The 16326-nt window shown below is 71.8% G+C and carries 14 protein-coding genes; 4 read left to right on the top strand and 10 right to left on the bottom strand.

The features are described 5' to 3' along the window. Positions 1 to 118: 118 nt before the first annotated feature. Positions 119 to 1381 carry an extracellular solute-binding protein gene (locus tag BLW82_RS37620; protein WP_256216082.1) on the bottom strand — a complete coding sequence of 421 codons (1263 nt, stop codon included), beginning with the start codon at positions 1379 to 1381 and terminating at the stop codon, positions 119 to 121. A gap of 195 nt (positions 1382 to 1576) precedes the next feature. Here BLW82_RS37620 and BLW82_RS37615 point away from each other — a divergent pair, with 195 nt between their 5' ends. Beyond that, positions 1577 to 1792 (top strand): dodecin, encoded by a 216-nt coding sequence (locus BLW82_RS37615; protein ID WP_093506180.1) that lies wholly within the window; start codon positions 1577 to 1579, stop codon positions 1790 to 1792. Between the two features lie 29 nt (positions 1793 to 1821). On the opposite strand, the gene BLW82_RS37610 is transcribed toward BLW82_RS37615, so the two are convergent. Continuing rightward, positions 1822 to 2313 (bottom strand): phosphatase domain-containing protein, encoded by a 492-nt coding sequence (locus BLW82_RS37610; protein WP_093506178.1) that lies wholly within the window; start codon positions 2311 to 2313, stop codon positions 1822 to 1824. 114 nt (positions 2314 to 2427) lie between these two features. On the opposite strand from BLW82_RS37610, the gene BLW82_RS37605 reads away from it, so the two are divergent. After that, positions 2428 to 3426, top strand: a complete 999-nt coding sequence (locus BLW82_RS37605) for an LLM class flavin-dependent oxidoreductase (RefSeq protein ID WP_093506176.1) — start codon at positions 2428 to 2430, stop codon at positions 3424 to 3426. A gap of 9 nt (positions 3427 to 3435) precedes the next feature. Here the strand turns inward: BLW82_RS37605 and BLW82_RS37600 are convergent, their stop codons facing one another. Further along, the gene (locus BLW82_RS37600; protein ID WP_093506174.1) at positions 3436 to 5907 is read right to left on the bottom strand and encodes an ATP-dependent Clp protease ATP-binding subunit; all 2472 of its coding nucleotides are present in this window, start codon (positions 5905 to 5907) and stop codon (positions 3436 to 3438) included. A gap of 209 nt (positions 5908 to 6116) precedes the next feature. Between BLW82_RS37600 and BLW82_RS37595 the strand changes: the two genes are divergently transcribed. Further along, positions 6117 to 6308 carry an antitoxin gene (locus BLW82_RS37595; protein ID WP_093506172.1) on the top strand — a complete coding sequence of 64 codons (192 nt, stop codon included), beginning with the start codon at positions 6117 to 6119 and terminating at the stop codon, positions 6306 to 6308. A gap of 153 nt (positions 6309 to 6461) precedes the next feature. Here BLW82_RS37595 and BLW82_RS37590 read toward each other — a convergent pair whose 3' ends face one another. The 5 genes from BLW82_RS37590 to BLW82_RS37570 all read right to left on the bottom strand — a co-directional run bounded on the left by BLW82_RS37590 (position 6462) and on the right by BLW82_RS37570 (position 11840). Beyond that, positions 6462 to 7325 (bottom strand): lysophospholipid acyltransferase family protein, encoded by an 864-nt coding sequence (locus BLW82_RS37590; RefSeq protein ID WP_093506170.1) that lies wholly within the window; start codon positions 7323 to 7325, stop codon positions 6462 to 6464. Beyond that, positions 7325 to 8089, bottom strand: a complete 765-nt coding sequence (locus BLW82_RS37585; RefSeq protein ID WP_256216254.1) for a GNAT family N-acetyltransferase — start codon at positions 8087 to 8089, stop codon at positions 7325 to 7327. The genes BLW82_RS37590 and BLW82_RS37585 overlap by 1 nt, the downstream gene beginning before the upstream one ends. Before the next feature lie 381 nt (positions 8090 to 8470). Beyond that, positions 8471 to 9220 carry a succinate dehydrogenase/fumarate reductase iron-sulfur subunit gene (locus BLW82_RS37580; RefSeq protein ID WP_093506166.1) on the bottom strand — a complete coding sequence of 250 codons (750 nt, stop codon included), beginning with the start codon at positions 9218 to 9220 and terminating at the stop codon, positions 8471 to 8473. Then, on the bottom strand, positions 9217 to 11166 hold the full coding sequence (locus tag BLW82_RS37575) for a fumarate reductase/succinate dehydrogenase flavoprotein subunit (RefSeq protein ID WP_093506164.1): 1950 nt from the start codon (positions 11164 to 11166) through the stop codon (positions 9217 to 9219). Before BLW82_RS37575 ends, BLW82_RS37580 begins: the two co-directional genes overlap by 4 nt. 2 nt (positions 11167 to 11168) lie before the next feature. Then, complete coding sequence (locus tag BLW82_RS37570) at positions 11169 to 11840, bottom strand: succinate dehydrogenase (protein WP_093506162.1); 672 nt, start codon at positions 11838 to 11840, stop codon at positions 11169 to 11171. Positions 11841 to 11959: 119 nt separating this feature from the next. On the opposite strand from BLW82_RS37570, the gene BLW82_RS37565 reads away from it, so the two are divergent. Then, positions 11960 to 12844, top strand: coding sequence for a LysR family transcriptional regulator (locus BLW82_RS37565; RefSeq protein WP_093506160.1), 885 nt, complete (start codon positions 11960 to 11962; stop codon positions 12842 to 12844). 223 nt (positions 12845 to 13067) lie between these two features. On the opposite strand, the gene BLW82_RS37555 is transcribed toward BLW82_RS37565, so the two are convergent. After that, the gene (locus BLW82_RS37555) at positions 13068 to 15212 is read right to left on the bottom strand and encodes a putative bifunctional diguanylate cyclase/phosphodiesterase (RefSeq protein WP_093506158.1); all 2145 of its coding nucleotides are present in this window, start codon (positions 15210 to 15212) and stop codon (positions 13068 to 13070) included. Beyond that, entirely contained in the window at positions 15209 to 16021 is an 813-nt protein-coding gene (locus tag BLW82_RS37550; protein ID WP_093506156.1) for an SAM-dependent methyltransferase, read from the bottom strand. Before BLW82_RS37550 ends, BLW82_RS37555 begins: the two co-directional genes overlap by 4 nt. Positions 16022 to 16326 lie beyond the last annotated feature (305 nt).

Genomic DNA, 16326 nt, shown 5'->3' with positions numbered 1-16326 from the left:
CCTGCCGTGTCGTCGGTCGGCTGCGGGGCCGTCGTGGCTGGTCGCGCAGTTCCTCCCCCGGCCTTCGGCCGGGGACCCCCGGCGCCCCGTGCGAGGCGCTGCGGAACCGGGGCGCCGGTCACCCGAAGTCCGGTGCGAGTAGTTCGGTGATGCGGCGGGAGGCGCGGCGGGCCTCGGTCTTGGGGTCCGCCCCGTCGAGCACCTTGGTCATGTAGCCCTTGATCGGGTTGTCGGCCTCCACCGCCGGCCAGTCGGGGGTGTGGGGGGTCGCCCGCCCTCGCGCTGCGCCCGCCGCCATGGCGGCGACCCCCTCCTCTCCTGCCACCGCACTCGCCAGGGTGGTCTTGTTGGGCACGTAGTTCATGGTGCGGGCCAGGTCGGTGTCCCACTTGGCGCCGGTCAGCGCGCCCACGACGGCGGTCGCGTCGTAGGGCCGGTCGGTGTTCTGCGGGACGACGAGGTCGGAGCCGCCCGTGAAGACGGCGCCGGGGTGGTCCGCGGTGAGTCCCGGCACCGGGAAGTAGCCGATCTCGCCCTTGAGTTCGGGGTTCTCCTGCACGATGGACTGGGCGAGGCCGGGCACCGCGACGATCTGCGCCACCTGCCCGCCGGCGAACACCTGGGCCTGGGGCGGATGTTCCTCGTCGGCGTCGACGGGTCCCTTGCCGAGGGACTGGAGTTGCCGGTAGAAGTCCATCCCGCGCAGCGCGGCCGGGCTGTCGAGGGCACCCTTCCACTGGGCGTCCGTCTCCTGGGCGAGGTCGCCGCCCTCGTCCCAGATGAACCCGGAGAGGGTGTACCAGTCCTGTCCGGCGAGGTAGATCCCCTGGTCGCCCCCGGAGTTGAGCTGCTCGGTGTCCGCCAGCCACTGCTCGCGGGTCTTCGGCGGCGCGGTGATCCCGGCCTTCCTGAACAGGTCCTTGCGGTAGATGACGACCCGGTTGGCGGCGTACCAGGGGATGCCGTACTGGCGGGAGTCGTCCGAGCCCGGCTCGGCGAGGCCGGGCAGCCAGTGCTCCTTGCCCCAGTCGCGCATCGACTCCAGGGTGAGGTCGGCGAGCCGGCCGTCCTCGACGTACTGCGGGACCTGGGTGTTGCCGACCTCGATGACGTCGGGCGCGTCGGCGGAGCCGCTCTTCAGGGCCGTCTGCACCTTGTCGACGATGCCGGTCCAGTCCTGGATGCGGATGTCCAGGCGGATGTCCTTGTGGGTGCGTTCGAAGTCCGCGGTGAAGCGGCGCAGGAAGTCCGCCGAGGCGCTGTTCCGCATCAGCCAGACCGTGACCGTGTGGCGTCCGCCCCCTTCGCCCGGCAGCACCCCACAGGCGCTCAGCAGGGCGGCGGACACACAGACGAGGGCAAGCGGGCGGCGATGTCTCACGGGGGTTCCTGTTCTGTCTGGCGGACAGGCGAAGGGGCCCGACGTGGGGGGAACGAGCACGGGGCCCGTACGGGTGTACGGGATTTTGGTATGGACCAATACGGAGGGTCAAGGGCTGTCGGCGTTTCGGAACCGACGCCTCGCGCTCCGCTTCGGGATGCGGCACCGTGGAGTGACGACGAGAGGAGCTTCCCGATGACGAACCACACCTACCGGGTCACCGAGATCGTCGGCACCTCGCACGAGGGCATCGACCAGGCCATCCGCAACGGTGTCGCACGCGCCAACCAGACCCTGCGCAACCTGGACTGGTTCGAGGTCACGCAGGTCAGGGGCCAGATCGAGAACGGGCAGATCGAGCACTACCAGGTAGGCCTGAAGGTGGGCTTCCGCATCGACGTGGACGGCTGAAGAGGCCGAAGCGGGCCGCCGCCGTACCGTCAGGTCCGCCCCTCCCCCTCCTGGGCCTGCTCCAGCGCGGCCGAACGGTCGGCCCAGCGGGCCCGTACGACGGTGAACCCGGCCCGTTCGGCGGCGTCGCACACCAGCTCGTCGTCATCGACCAGGACGCGGACCGAACGCCGTTCCGCGAGCCGCCGCAGGATCTCCAGCTTGGTGTGCCGGGCGGGCCTGCGGTCGGCGTCGCGCCGCATGTGCACGCGCCCCTCGGGCAGTCCATGGGCGGCGAGCCAGTCCAGCGTGTCGCGGCGGCAGCGCTCGGGGCGCCCCGTGAGGTAGACGATGTCGCACTCCTCCGCGTCGGCCACGGCCAGCGCGATCCCCTCGGGGATCGGCGGATCGTGCCGCGCCGCCGCGAAGAACGCGTCCCAGTCCCGCGGCCTGCGCTCCAGGAACCGCTGCCGGTGCGCGGTGTCCGCGAGGGTGTTGTCGATGTCGAACACGGCGATCGGGCGCTTGCTGCTCTCGCTCATCCGGCAACCCTAGAACGCGACGCCCCCGGCGGTTCGGCCGGCGGCGGCCCCAGGGTGCCCAGGGGCGGGGCGGCCCGGCGGGAATCCCGTGGCCGCGCGGCTGTTGAAGCCTGTGTGAACGCAACCATCGCCCGGACCCGGTTCTCCGTCCTCGACCGCTCCCGGACCCGCGAGGGGCACGCGCCCGGCGAGGCGCTGCGGGACACGGTCGCGCTGGCGCGGGAGGCGGAGGGGCTCGGTTACCACCGCTTCTGGGTGTCCGAGCACCACGGGGTGCCCGGGGTCGCCGGCTCGGCGCCGACCGTGCTGGCCGCGGCCGTGGCCGCCGCGACCCGGACCATCCGGGTGGGGACCGGCGGGGTGATGCTGCCCAACCACCGGCCGCTCGTCGTGGCCGAGCAGTTCGGCGTGCTGGAGTCGCTGTACCCGGGACGGATCGACATGGGGCTCGGCCGGTCGGTGGGTTTCACCGACGGGGTGCGCAGGGCGCTGGGACGCGACAAGGGCGACGCCGAGGACTTCGCGGCGCAGCTCGCCGAGCTGCTCGGCTGGTTCGAGGGGACCTCGCCGACGGGGGTGCGGGCCCGCCCGGCGGAGGGGCTGCGGGTGCCGCCGTTCGTGCTGGCGATGGGTGAGGGCGCGGAGATCGCGGCCCGGGCCGGGCTGCCCATGGTCATCGGCGACCTCAGGGGCCGCGAGAAGATGCGGCAGGGCATCGAGCGCTACCGCGACCGCTTCCGGCCCTCCCCGTGGGCGGCCGAGCCCTACGTCGTGATCTCCGGGACGGTCGCCGTCGCCGACACCCCCGAGGCGGCACGCCGGCTGCTCGTCCCGGAGGCCTGGTCGGCGGCGTACTCCCGCACCCACGGCACGTTCCCGCCGCTGCCCCCGGCCGAGGCCGTCGAGGCCCGGACGATGACCGCGCGGGAACGCGGCGGGTACGAGTCCGGGCTCGCCGGGCACATCGCCGGCACCGAGGACCAGGTCGCCCACGAACTGGAGACCGTCCTGAAGGAGACCGGTGCCGACGAGGTGCTGGTCACCACGAGCACGTACGACCGTGCGGCCCTGCTGGACTCGTACCGGCGGCTGGCCGGGATCATCGCCTCCTGACCGGACCGGTCAGACCGTGGCCGGCTTGTCGGAGCGGATCACGATCTCGCCGTTCGCCGCGTCCACCACCGCCCGCTCGCCCGCCACGAGCTGGCCGGAGAGCAGCAGGTCGGCGAGGCGGTCGTCGACCTCGCGCTGGATGGTGCGGCGCAGCGGACGGGCACCGAAGTCCGGCTGGTGACCGAGGTTGGCGAGCAACTCGGCGGCGCTGTCGGTGACTTCGAGCGTGACGTCCTGGGCGTGCAGCCGGCGTCGGGTGTGTTCCAGCAGCAGGTCGACGATCTCGCGCAGTTGGGTGCGGTCCAGGCCGCGGAAGACGATGATCTCGTCGATGCGGTTCAGGAACTCCGGCCGGAAGTGCTGCTGGAGGGCCGGCATGACCGCCTCGCGGACCTTGGCGTAGTCCTCCGTGCCGGCGGCCAGGATGCGGTCTGCGCCGATGTTCGACGTCATGATGACGACGGTGTTCTTGAAGTCGACGGTACGGCCCTGGGCGTCGGTGAGGCGGCCGTCGTCCAGGAGCTGGAGCAGGGTGTTGAAGACGTCCGGGTGGGCCTTCTCCACCTCGTCGAGGAGCAGCACGGCGTACGGCTGCCTGCGCACCGCCTCGGTGAGCTGGCCGGCCTCCTCGTGGCCGACGTATCCGGGCGGGGCGCCGACCAGCCGGGAGACCGTGTGGCGCTCCTGGAACTCGCTCATGTCGAGGCGGATCATGCGGGTCTCGTCGCCGAAGAGGGCGGCGGCCAGGGCGCGGGCCAGTTCGGTCTTGCCGACGCCGGTGGGGCCGAGGAAGAGGAAGCTGCCGACGGGCCGGTTGGGGTCGCTCATGCCGGCGCGGGCACGGCGGACCGCGCGGGCGACGGCGGTGATCGCCTCGTCCTGGCCGACGACCCGCTCGTGCAGGTGCTCCTCCAGCTTCATCAGGCGCTCCCGCTCCTCCTCGGTGAGTTCGGCGACCGGGATGCCGGTGGTGCGGGAGGCGACCTCGGCGATGTCCTCGGCGGTGACCTTGGGCGCGTGTTCCTCGGCGGTGCCGGCCTGGTCCAGTTCGGCCTCGGCTGCCTTGATGCGGTCGCGGAGCTCCTTGGCCCGCTCGTACTCCTCGTCGGCGACGGCCTGGTCCTTCTCCCGGTTCAGGGCGGCGATGCGGTCCTCGATGTCCCGGGTGTCGGTGGGCGAGGTCTTCGAGCGCAGCCGGACCCGGGCCGCCGCCTGGTCCATCAGGTCGATCGCCTTGTCGGGCAGGAACCGCGAGGTGATGTACCGGTCGGACAGCTCCGCCGCCGCGACCACCGCCTCGTCGGTGATGCGGACCTGGTGGTGCGCCTCGTAGCGGTCGCGCAGGCCGCGCAGGATCTCGATGGTGTCGTCGACGGTGGGCTCGCCGACCAGGATGGGCGCGAACCGGCGTTCCAGGGCCGCGTCCTTCTCGATGTGCTTGCGGTACTCGTCGACGGTGGTCGCGCCGATGAGGTGCAACTCGCCGCGCGCGAGGGCCGGTTTGAGGATGTTGCCCGCGTCGAGGGAGCCGTCCCCGCCGCCGCCCGCGCCCACGACCGTGTGCAGCTCGTCGAGGAACAGGACGAGCTCGTCGCCGTGTTCGCGGACCTCGTCGAGCAGTTTCTTCAGCCGTTCCTCGAACTCGCCCCGGTACTTGGTGCCGGCCACCATCCCGGCCAGGTCGAGGGAGACCAGCCGCTTGCCCTCGAGCGTCTTGGGCACGTCCCCGGTGACGATCCGCTGCGCGATCCCCTCCACGATGGCGGTCTTGCCGACGCCCGGGTCACCGATCAGGACCGGGTTGTTCTTGCTGCGCCGGGAGAGCACCTCGATGGTCTGCTCGACCTCCTCGTCCCGCCCGATCACCGGGTCCAGGCGTCCGGCGCGGGCGTCCTCGGTGAGGTCACGGCCGTACTCGTCGATGGTCGGCGTGGTGCTGGGCTTCCTGCGCTCCCCGGCACCCTCGGCCGGCATCCGGGTCGGCTCCCAGCCGCTTTCGCCGAGCGCCCGGCCGGCCGCCGACTCCGGGTTCACGGCGAGCGCGCGCAACAGGTGCTCGGGGCCGATGTAGGAGGCGCCCTCGGCGCGGGAGATCTGGTAGGCGTCGAGGAGCGCGCGTTTGGTGGCCGGGGTGAGGGTGGCGGGCTCCGCCTTCTCGCCGCCGCCGTGGCCGGCGGTGAGCCGCTCCCTGAGCTGGTCGGGGTCGGCGCCCGCCTCGGTGAGCAGCCGCCGGGTGGAGTCGTGGGTGGTGGCAGCGGCCAGCAGATGCCGGGTGTCCAGTTCGTCGCTGCCCTCGACGGCGGCGATGTCGCGCGCCTCGGCGACCAACTCCCGGGCCCGCTCGGACAGCAGGCTGCCGATGTCCACGCGCTGCGCGCGGCGGGGCTGGGCACCCGCCCCCGCGCCGCCGAAGAAGCGGGACATCAGCTCGTCGAAGTCCTCGAAGGGGCTGCGTCCGAATCCGAAACCGGAAGTACTCATGGGGCCGGGCCTTTCTGCGGACAGCTGTGCGGGGGGGGCGGGACGGCTGCGCGAGAGCCTCTCCGGAGGGCTCCCCGATCGGCGGCAATCCGCGTCTTCCAAGCTCGCACAGGCGCGCCGGGCCCGCACGGGGAGCGCCGCCGAGATGCGGACGGCGCCCCGGCCGGTGACGCTGGGGGTGGAAGCCGCAACCAGCGAGGAGGGCTGCCATGTCGATGCTGGACAAGCTCAAGGGGATGCTCAAGGGCCACGAGGACCAGGCCAGGCAGGGCGTCCAAAAGGGCGGCGACATGATCGACCAGCGGACCGGAAACAAGTACCAGTCCCAGGTCGACTCGGCCCAGAAGCAGGCCGACGACTACATCGAACGGCAGCGGAGGCAGGGCGACCCTCCGCAGTAGCGAGCTGCTCCGGGCCAGGATCGCGGGGTGTGTCCCTGCCCCGCGATTCCCCCCGTTCGGCGGGCCGGGCGGCGGCGGTGGCCCGGGCGGCCCGGACGGGACGCCCACCCAGCAGCACATCCGCACCGTCGTCCGCACGCCCAACGGCGGCGACTACGGCGTCGGCCGGCTCAAGCTCCACTCGGAGACCGACCACCGAGCGCCCCGCTCGGGGCTCACCAGGGCCGCGTGCGTCCAGGCCGGCTCGTGGTTCACCGGCTGGGCGGCACGGGCGAGGGTACGACGGTCCGGGTGACTGGAGGCCGCTATCAGTGGCCGTATGTCCACCTCGGCCACCAGGCCGCGGGTCGAGACCACTCGCCAGAGGGAGGCCACCAGCGTGTCGGCGCCGACGTAGGCGGGCACGGTGCTGGCCGCTCCGGCTTGCAGCCGGTAGTGCAGCCGCACCGGCTGCACGGGCGCGCCGGCGTCCAGCGCGGCCTGGAACACGGCCCGCCGGAACCGCCCCTGGGCCCGGCCGCACCAGGTGCTGCCCTCCGGGAAGGCGACGACCGCGGCCCCCTCCCGCAGCGCCTCCGCGATCCGGCAGACCGTGTCCGGCAGGGCACGCAGCCGGTCCCGGTCGATGAACAGCGCCCCGGCCCCGGCCACCAGTGCGCCGGCCACCGGCCACTCGCGGATCTCCTTCTTGGCGAGCATCCGCGCCGGCCGGACGGCGGCCAGCAGCGGGATGTCCAGCCAGGAGATGTGGTTGGCGACGAGCAGCACCCCGCCGGTGCTCGGGGCGCTGCCGGTGATCCGGAGCTTGACCCCCGCGGCCCGGACGAGCGTGCGGGAGAACCGCCGCACCCACTCGGTGGGGATCTGCCCACCGAGCGGCAGCAGCGCGATGGCGACGAGCATCAGGGCCACCACCGCGGCGAACCGCAGCACGGCCCGGGGCAGGGCCGTCGGGGACCCCGCGCGCTCCACGCAGGCGCCCGGGGTGCAGGGCGCGCTGGGCAGCCAGACGCTCATCAGGCCGGGACGAGCGAGAGGAAGTGCCGCAGATAGCGCGCGTCGACACGGCGCATCGACAGCAGCACGTACAGGTCCGCGACCGCGAAGTCCGGGTCGTGCGCGGGCTCGCCGCACACCCAGGCGCCGAGGCGGAGGTAACCGCGCAGCAGGGCGGGCAGCTCGGTACGGACCTCGGGGGCGGGCACGCCGGGGACCCAGGGGTTCAGCGGCCGTACCCGGAACTCCTCGGGCGCGAGGTGCTTGGCCTGCACGCGGTCCCAGGTGGCGGCGGCGAGGGCGCCGCCGTCGGCGAGCGGGACGGAGCAGCAGCCGGCCAGCCACTCGTGGCCGCGCTCGACCATGTACCGGGCTATGCCGGCCCAGATCAGGCCGATGACGGCACCGTCGCGGTGGGCGGGGTGCACGCAGGACCGGCCGACCTCGACGAGGCCGGAGCGGAGGGGGGCGAGCGGGCTCAGGTCGAACTCGCCCTCGGAGTAGAGGCGGCCGGCGACCGCGGCACGCTCCGGCGGCAGCAGCCGGTAGGTGCCGACGACCTCGCCGGTGAGGGCCTCGCGGATCAGGAGGTGGTCGCAGTACGCGTCGAAGGCGTCCACGTCCAGTCCCGGCTCCGGCCCGTCGAGCCGGGCGCCCATCTCTCCGGCGAACACCTGGTGGCGCAGCCGCTGTGCGGCCCGGACGTCGTCCTCGTCACGGGCGAGCTGCACCAGGTAGCCGGAGTCCCCGGGCGGGGCGGCGAGAGCGGGGGGTGAGGCGGGCATGGCGGTCATGGACGTCTCCTGCGCCGAGCGGAAGCTGAGGAAATCTGCACCTGCTTTCTTCCGTGGCGGGCTGGACTGGGCGTGACATGCGCGGGACCCGTGGATGTGGGACTGCTGAATGCCGGGGGTCGCAGGGCGTACGGTCACCGGGGGACGCTCCGGGGTAACGCCACCGTGACCCGGCGGCCACCCTGACATGCGAGACGGGGCCGGTGAGCACCAACCCCGGCCCCGCCCGTCCGCACCTCTCGGCGAACGACTTTCACATGTCAGCCCGTGAAGGCCGGCGCCCCGTCAGGGGCGCTGGTGGGTCCCCCCGGGCGCAGGCCGGGGGGAGGAACTGCGCGACCAGCCACGACGGCGCAGCACTCCGCAACGGCGCTACCGCTTCCCCGCCTTCCGGGTAGCCCGCAACCACTCCTTGTTCATGCTCGTAATGGACACCAGTGGAATGCCCTTCGGGCAGGCGGTCGCGCACTCCCCCGTCAGCGTGCAGCCCCCGAACCCCTCCGCATCCATCTGCGCCACCATGTCCAGCACCCGCGTCTCCCGCTCGGGCGCCCCCTGCGGCAGGACGTTCAGGTGATTCACCTTGGCGGACGTGAACAGCATCGCCGCCCCGTTCGGGCACGCCGCCACACATGCCCCGCACCCGATGCACTCGGCGTGCTCGAAGGCGAAGTCGGCGTCGGCCTTGGGCACCGCCGTGGCGTGCGCCTCCGGCGCCGCCCCGGTCGGCGCGGTGATGTACCCGCCGGCCTGGATGATCCGGTCGAACGCCGACCGGTCCACCACCAGGTCCTTGATCACCGGGAACGCGGACGCCCGCCACGGCTCGATGTCGATCGTGTCGCCGTCCTTGAAGGACCGCATGTGCAGCTGGCAGGTGGTGGTGCGCTCGGGACCGTGCGCGTCCCCGTTGATCACCAGGGAGCACGCGCCGCAGATCCCCTCACGGCAGTCGTGGTCGAAGGCGACGGGGTCCTCACCGCGCAGGATGAGTTCCTCGTTGAGGGTGTCGAGCATCTCCAGGAAGGACATGTCGGAGGAGATGCCGTCCACCTCGTACGTGGACATCGCGCCGTCGGCGTCGGCGTTCTGCTGCCGCCAGACGCGCAGGGTGAGCTTCATGCGTAGCTCCGCTGGGTGGGGTGGACGTACTCGAAGACCAGGTCTTCCTTGTGCAGCACCGGGGCGTCCCCGGTGCCGGTGAACTCCCAGGCGGCCGCGTACGCGAACTCGTCGTCCTTGCGGGCGGCCTCGCCGTCCGGCGTCTGGGACTCCTCCCGGAAGTGGCCGCCGCACGACTCGGCGCGGTGCAGGGCGTCGAGACACATCAGCTCGGCCAGCTCCAGGTAGTCGACGATCCGGTTGGCCTTCTCCAGGGACTGGTTGAACTCCTCGCCGGTCCCCGGCACCTTGATCCGCCGCCAGAACTCCTCACGGATCTGCGGGATGCGCTCGAGTGCCTTGCGCAGACCGGCGTCCGTGCGGGCCATGCCGCAGAACTCCCACATCAGCTCACCGAGTTCGCGGTGGAAGGAGTCGGGGGTGCGGTCGCCGTCGACGGACAGCAACAGGTTCAGCCGGTCCTCGGTCTCGGCCAGCACCTCCTGGACGACGGGGTGTTCGCCGGTCACCGCGTCCTGGTGGGGGTTGCGGGCGAGGTAGTCGTTGATGGTGGCCGGCAGGACGAAGTAGCCGTCGGCCAGGCCCTGCATCAGCGCGCTCGCGCCGAGCCGGTTGGCGCCGTGGTCGGAGAAGTTGGCCTCACCGACCGCGAACAGGCCGGGCACGGTGGTCTGGAGGTCGTAGTCGACCCAGAGCCCGCCCATCGTGTAGTGCACGGCGGGATAGATCCGCATCGGCACCTCGTACGGATCCTCGTCCGTGATCCGCTGGTACATGTCGAAGAGGTTGCCGTACTTGGCCTCGACGGCCTTGCGCCCCATGCGCCTGATCGCGTCGGCGAAGTCCAGATAGACACCCTGGCCGCCCGGGCCGACGCCCCGGCCCTCGTCGCAGACGTTCTTCGCGGCGCGGGAGGCGATGTCGCGCGGGACCAGGTTGCCGAAGGACGGGTAGATGCGCTCCAGGTAGTAGTCGCGCTCGTCCTCGGGGATCCGGTTCGCGGGCCGGGTGTCGCCCTTGGCCTTGGGCACCCAGATCCGCCCGTCGTTGCGCAGCGACTCGCTCATCAGGGTGAGCTTGGACTGGTGGTCGCCGGTGCGCGGGATGCAGGTGGGGTGGATCTGCGTGAAGCACGGGTTGGCGAACCAGGCACCGCGCCGGTGCGCCCGCCAGATCGCCGTGGCGTTGGAGTTCATGGCGTTCGTCGACAGGTAGAAGACGTTGCCGTAGCCGCCGCTGGCGAGGACGACGGCGTCCGCGAAGTACGTGTCGATCTTCCCGGTGACCAGGTCCCGGGCCACGATTCCGCGCGCCCGTCCGTCGACCACGATCACGTCGAGCATCTCGGTACGCGGATGCATCTCCACGTTCCCGGCGGCGATCTGCCTGCTCAGCGCCTGGTAGGCGCCGAGCAGCAGCTGCTGGCCCGTCTGGCCGCGGGCGTAGAAGGTCCGGGACACCTGCACACCGCCGAAGGACCGGGTGTCGAGCAGCCCGCCGTACTCGCGGGCGAACGGCACGCCCTGCGCCACGCACTGGTCGATGATCTCGACGGAGATCTGCGCGAGGCGGTGGACGTTGGACTCGCGGGCCCGGAAGTCGCCGCCCTTGACGGTGTCGTAGAACAGCCGGTGGACGGAGTCGCCGTCGTTGCGGTAGTTCTTCGCCGCGTTGATCCCGCCCTGCGCGGCGATCGAGTGGGCGCGGCGCGGGGAGTCCTGGTAGCAGAACTGGACGACGTGGTAGCCCTGTTCGGCGAGGGTGGCTCCGGCGGAGCCGCCGGCCAGGCCAGTGCCGACGACGATCACCGTGTGCTTGCGCCGGTTGGCGGGGTTGACCAGCTTGGCCTCGAAACGGCGCTTGTCCCACCGCTCGTTGACCGGCCCTGCCGGGGCCTTGCCGTCGGCGACGGGTTCGCCGGTCGTGTAGTTCACGTATTCGGTCATGTTCAGCTCACCACTCCGGTCATGACACCCACGGGTACGGCGATGAATCCGGCCGTGAGCAGCAGCGCGAGGACGTCTGCCGTGATCTTGAGGGCGCGGTCGCGGGTGCGGCTGCCCACGCCGAGGGTCTGCGCGGCGCTCCAGAAGCCGTGCCGCACGTGCAGGCCGAGCGCGAGCATCGCGACGATGTAGATGACGTCGCCGTACCAGGTGGAGAAGGTGTCCACGACGTTCTGGTACGGGTGGCCCTCCTGGAAACCGCCGGAGTGCACGGTGCCGGTGGTCAGGTCGAGGATGTGCCAGACGATGAACAGGCCGAGGATGATCCCGCCCCAGCGCATGGTGCGGGTGGCGTAGGAGGCCCGCTGCTTCTTGTGCACGTACTTGCTCGGGCGTGCCTTGATGTCGCGGCGGCTGAGCTGGTACGCGGACGTGGCGTGGGCGACCACGGCGACGACCAGGACGATCCGGATCAGCCAGAGCGTCCACTCGTAGTGCATGAACGGTTCGCCGACGGTGCGCAGCCAGTGGGCGTAGTGGTTGAACTCGCCCGCCCCGAAGAAGATCTTCAGGTTCCCGATCACGTGGGCGACCAGGTAGAGCAGCATGATCAGGCCGCTGACGGCCATCACGGTCTTCTTGCCGACGGAGCTGTCCCACATCGTGCGCGCCATGGACGGCCGTCGGTCCGTCCGCGTTGCCAGAGCCATGGGGACGACGCTAAGGCCCGGCCACCCGATCGGTCCAAGACATGGTCCGGCTGGATTCCATAGTCGGAAGCTATCGTGTCCCCATGCAGTTCCAGCAGCTTCAGTACTTCGTCGCCGTGGCCGAGACCCGGCACTTCACCCGGGCCGCCGAGCTGGTCCATGTCGCCCAGCCGTCGCTGTCCCAGCAGATCAAGGCGCTGGAGCGGGAGCTGGGGGCGGATCTGTTCCTGCGGGCCCGGGGCAACATCACCCTCACCGACGCGGGCGAGGCGCTGCTGCCGCTGGCCCGGCGGATCCTCGCCGACGCGGACACCGCGCGGCACGAGGTGCAGGAGCTGGTGCAGCTGCGGAGCGGCCGGGTGCGGCTGGGCGCGACGCCGAGTCTGTGCACCGGGTTGCTGCCGGACGTGCTGCGGTCGTTCCACGACCGGTATCCGGGGATCCAGCTGCTGATCGAGGAGGGCGGCTCCCACGACCTGGTGCGGGAGCTGGCGCGCGGGGCGCTGGACCTGGCGCTGATCGTACTGCCGCTGCCGCCGGCGTCGCCCGCGCTGACGACCGTGGAGCTGCTGCGGGAGGACCTGGTGGTGGTGTCCTCGCCCGAGGCGACGGTGCCGGGGCGGGGCCGGGGCGGGGTGAAGATCTCCGATCTGGAGGGGGAGCGGCTGGTGATGTTCCGGCACGGGTACGACCTGCGGGAGCTGACCGTGGCGGCGTGTCGCTCCGCCGGGTTCGAGCCGGGCTTCGCGGTTGAGGGGGGCGAGATGGACGCGGTGCTGGGGTTCGTGCGGGCGGGGTTGGGGGTGGCCGTGGTGCCGCGGATGGTGGCGGCGCGGTCGGGGCGGGGGTTGCGGGTCACTCCGCTGGCCCGGCCAGGGTTGCACCGGACGATCGCGTTGGCGCACCGGAGTGATGTGGCGCCGCCCCGGGCCGCCAGGGAGTTGCAGAGGATGCTGTTGGAGAGGTGACGGGGCGGCAGCGCCGCGGTCGGGTGCGGGTGTGGGGGGCTGGTCGCGCCGTTCCCCGCGCCGGCACCGCGCGGATCGCCGCCGACCCGGTGACCCGCGCGTGGTGGACGCTCACCGGTCCGTGCCGGCAGCCGCTGGACGCCGCGGCCCCCGACGAACGGTGGGCCCTCAGCCGAGGAGGTCTTCCACCTCCGCTGAGGGCCCTCGACGACGGGCGTCACGGTCAGCCCGTGGCGTCCACCAGGGCCAGCTCGTGCAGGCGTTCCGGTGGGCCCGGGCGGGCGTAGTACCAGCCCTGGGCGGTGTCGCAGCCCAGTATCCGCAGCTGTTCCGCCTGGGCTCCGGTCTCCACGCCCTCCACCGTGACCGCGAGGTCGAGGCTGTGGGCCAGGGTGACGATGCCCTCCACGATCTTGAGGTCGACCGGGTCGGCGGGGAACTGCTGCATGCTCTGGGTGAAGGAGCGGTCCAGCTTGAGGATGCTCACCGGCAGACGGCGCAGGTTCGCGAGGTTCGAGTAGCCGGTGCCGAAGTCGTCCAGGGCGATGTCCACGCCCATCTCGGCGAGGCGCCGCAGGGGCTTGAGGAGGTCGTCGTCGGCGCCGATCAGCGCGGACTCGGTGACCTCGAGGCAGAGGGCGTCGGGGGCCACCCCGGTCCGCTCCAGGATGTCCACCGTGTCCTGGACCAGGCCGGGGTGGGAGAGCTGGCACGGGGAGAGGTTGACGTTGATCCGCAACGGGCCGGCGCTGTCGTGCTCGCCGTAGCGTTCTCGCCACTCGCGGGCCTGGCGGATCGACTCCTCCAGGACCCAGCGGCCCAACGGGACGATGAGGCCGGTGTGTTCGGCGAGCGGGATGAACCGGTCGGGGCCGAGCACGCCGTGCTGCGGGTGCAGCCAGCGGACCAGCGCCTCGGCGCCGCGGACGCTGCCGTCGCCGAGGTGGACCAGCGGCTGGTACTCGATGAAGAACTCATTGCGGTCCAGGGCGGCCGGCAGCGCCGTGGTCAGACCGTGCCGGGTGATCGCCCGGGCGTCCGCCTCGGGATCTGCCAGCTCGAAGCGGTTGCCGCCCGCCGACTTGGCCCGGTACATGGTGATGTCGGCGCTGCGCAGCACCTCGGCCGGGGTGCGCTCGCCCGCCGGGCCCTCGACGATGCCGATGGAGCCGCGGACCATGAGTTCGCGGCCGTCGATGCTGATCGGGGTGACCAGGGCGTTCATGATGCGGTCGGCCAGGTCGTCGACCTCGCGCTGGGTGGCCGGTCCCGTGGTCAGGGCCACGAACTCGTCGCCGCCGAGCCGGGCGACCATCTCGCCGGGCGCGGTCGCGCAGGACTGCAGCCGGTCGGCGACCTCCACGAGCAGCCGGTCGCCGGCCGAGTGGCCGAGGCTGTCGTTGATGGTCTTGAAGCCGTCCAGGTCGAGGTAGCACAGGCCGAAGCGCTGGCCCTCGCCGGCCGCCAGGGCCTTCTCCAGGCGCTCGAAGAACAGCGTGCGGTTCGGCAGGCCGGTGAGCGCGTCGTGGGTGGCCTCGTAGCGCAGCCGGAGGTTGAGCAGGCGGCGCTCGGTGGTGTCCTCCATGAGGGCCAGCTGGTACTGCGGTTCGCCGTCCGCGTCCCGGAGCAGGGAGACGGTCAGGTTGGTCCACAGGACCGTGCCGTCGGAGCGGTTGAAGGCCTTCTCGACGTGGTAGTGCTCGCGGTCGCCACGCACCAGTTCCTCGTAGAGCCGCCAGGTCTGCGGGGCGTCCTCGGGATGCGCCCACTCCATGACCTTGCGGCCGCGCACCGTCTGCTCGGATCCGCCGAACATGCGCAGCAGCGCGCCGTTCACCTGGAGGACGTTGCCTTCGAGGTCGGCGATGCCGATTCCTATCGCCGCGCCCTCGAAGACGGCGCGGAAGCGGGCCTCGCTGGCGTGCAGCGCCTGCGCGACCACGCCCTGGGCGCGCAACGCGGCCTGGGCGATGGCCTCCTGCTCGGCCAGCGTGCGCTCGCGCAGCGCCCGGGCGAAACCGGCGGCCATCGCGTGCTGGATCCGCGAGGACCGCATCCGCATCTCGTCCTGGGGGCCGTCCTCGCCGCAGTAGAGGACCAGGTAGGCGTCGACGCAGTCGAGGGAGCGGGTCAGCGCCTCGGGGTCGGTGCAGTGCGCGTCGATGAGCGCGGCGCCCACCTGCCGGGCCTCGTCGGTGTCGAAGCCGTGCGCCAGCAGGATCTCGCTCAGCCGACGGGCCAGCGGGAGGAGCTGCTCCTCGAACTCCGGGCGGGTCAGGGACGTCGAGGTGACCGGGAACACCGCCCGGCTCCAGATCGTCGCGAACCTGCGCAGTCTGTCCTCCGGGCCACCCGGCTCCGCGGTCACGCCGCGGTCCCCACGCCGGCGAATCCGGAGAAGGCGAACGGATCCTCGTCCTCCGGCGCCGACTCCGGCCGCCAGTGCGGCATCGGCACCAGTCCGGGTTCCACCATGTCGTACCCCTCGAAGAACCGCGCGATCTCGTCGCGCGAGCGCATGATCAGCGGGTTGCGAATGTCCTTGTATACGTCCACCGCGCCCTCGGCCCGCTCGGCAGGCAACGGGATTCCCTCGTACGAGGCATGCGTCAGAACAAGCAGGCTGCCGGGCGCGAGTGCGTCGCGCAGCTGTGCCACTGCCCCGTACGGGTCGTCCGCGTCTTCCACGAAGTGCAGTATGGCAACGAGAAGCAGCGCCACTGGCCGATTCAGGTCGATCAGGCGCTCCACCTGAGGGCTGGACAGGATCTCCTGGGGCTTGCGGAGATCGGCGGCGACCACGTCGGCTTCCTCGTTGCCGGAGAGAACGGCGTTGCTGTGTGCGACGGCCACCGGGTCGTGGTCGACGTACACCACGCGCGCGCCGGGGTGCGCCTGCTGTGCCACCTCGTGGACGTTGCCGAAGGTGGGGATGCCGGAGCCGATGTCCAGGAACTGGTCGATGCCGCTGCCCACCGCGTACCGGACGGCGCGGCGCATGAAGGCGCGGTTGGCCTGCATGATCTTCGGCAGCCCCGGCAGGTGGGTCATCGCCTTCCGGGCCGCTTCCCGGTCGACCTCGAAGTTGTGCGAACCGCCCAGGTAGAAGTCGTAGATACGCGAAACGCTCGGCACCGAGATGTCGATGCTGCGTGGGGCCCAGGCGGGACGCTCCATGTATCTCTCCAAGGCTGAGGCGATCCGGTGTTCGAGCTGAGGCTACTGATCGCCTGCGAACGGGGGTAGCCGAAACGGAAATTGACCATCCGTTCCTGGTCACTGCCTGGGAATCGAGGGGTGCGGTTTGGGGGGCGTTCGGTTTGTTCGTCGGGTGCGGGTGATTCGTGGTCGCTCGCGCCCACGCGGCGGAGCCGCACGTCGACCCGGCCCCGCGCGCCTTCGGGGCGCGACACCGGGACGCGCAGAAGCCCGCCCCCTCCGTGCGGTGCGAAGGGGGCGGGCGGTCGGACCTGGGAAACCGA

Source organism: Streptomyces sp. Ag109_O5-10 (assembly GCF_900105755.1).
Lineage (GTDB): Bacteria > Actinomycetota > Actinomycetes > Streptomycetales > Streptomycetaceae > Streptomyces.
The sequence above is the reverse complement of the archived record's forward strand: the minus strand, read 5'-3'. Positions and strand labels throughout refer to the sequence as shown.

What these genes read in the sequence shown, in the direction of transcription:
- BLW82_RS37615 (WP_093506180.1), top strand. Translation starts at nt 1,577, where the DNA reads ATGACGAACCACACCTACCGGGTCACCGAGATCGTCGGCACCTCGCAC.
- BLW82_RS37585 (WP_256216254.1), bottom strand. Translation starts at nt 8,089, where the DNA reads ATGCCCGCCTCACCCCCCGCTCTCGCCGCCCCGCCCGGGGACTCCGGC.
- BLW82_RS37600 (WP_093506174.1), bottom strand. Translation starts at nt 5,907, where the DNA reads ATGAGTACTTCCGGTTTCGGATTCGGACGCAGCCCCTTCGAGGACTTC.
- BLW82_RS37570 (WP_093506162.1), bottom strand. Translation starts at nt 11,840, where the DNA reads ATGGCGCGCACGATGTGGGACAGCTCCGTCGGCAAGAAGACCGTGATG.
- BLW82_RS37550 (WP_093506156.1), bottom strand. Translation starts at nt 16,021, where the DNA reads ATGGAGCGTCCCGCCTGGGCCCCACGCAGCATCGACATCTCGGTGCCG.
- BLW82_RS37595 (WP_093506172.1), top strand. Translation starts at nt 6,117, where the DNA reads ATGTCGATGCTGGACAAGCTCAAGGGGATGCTCAAGGGCCACGAGGAC.
- BLW82_RS37580 (WP_093506166.1), bottom strand. Translation starts at nt 9,220, where the DNA reads ATGAAGCTCACCCTGCGCGTCTGGCGGCAGCAGAACGCCGACGCCGAC.
- BLW82_RS37610 (WP_093506178.1), bottom strand. Translation starts at nt 2,313, where the DNA reads ATGAGCGAGAGCAGCAAGCGCCCGATCGCCGTGTTCGACATCGACAAC.
- BLW82_RS37590 (WP_093506170.1), bottom strand. Translation starts at nt 7,325, where the DNA reads ATGAGCGTCTGGCTGCCCAGCGCGCCCTGCACCCCGGGCGCCTGCGTG.
- BLW82_RS37575 (WP_093506164.1), bottom strand. Translation starts at nt 11,166, where the DNA reads ATGACCGAATACGTGAACTACACGACCGGCGAACCCGTCGCCGACGGC.
- BLW82_RS37565 (WP_093506160.1), top strand. Translation starts at nt 11,960, where the DNA reads ATGCAGTTCCAGCAGCTTCAGTACTTCGTCGCCGTGGCCGAGACCCGG.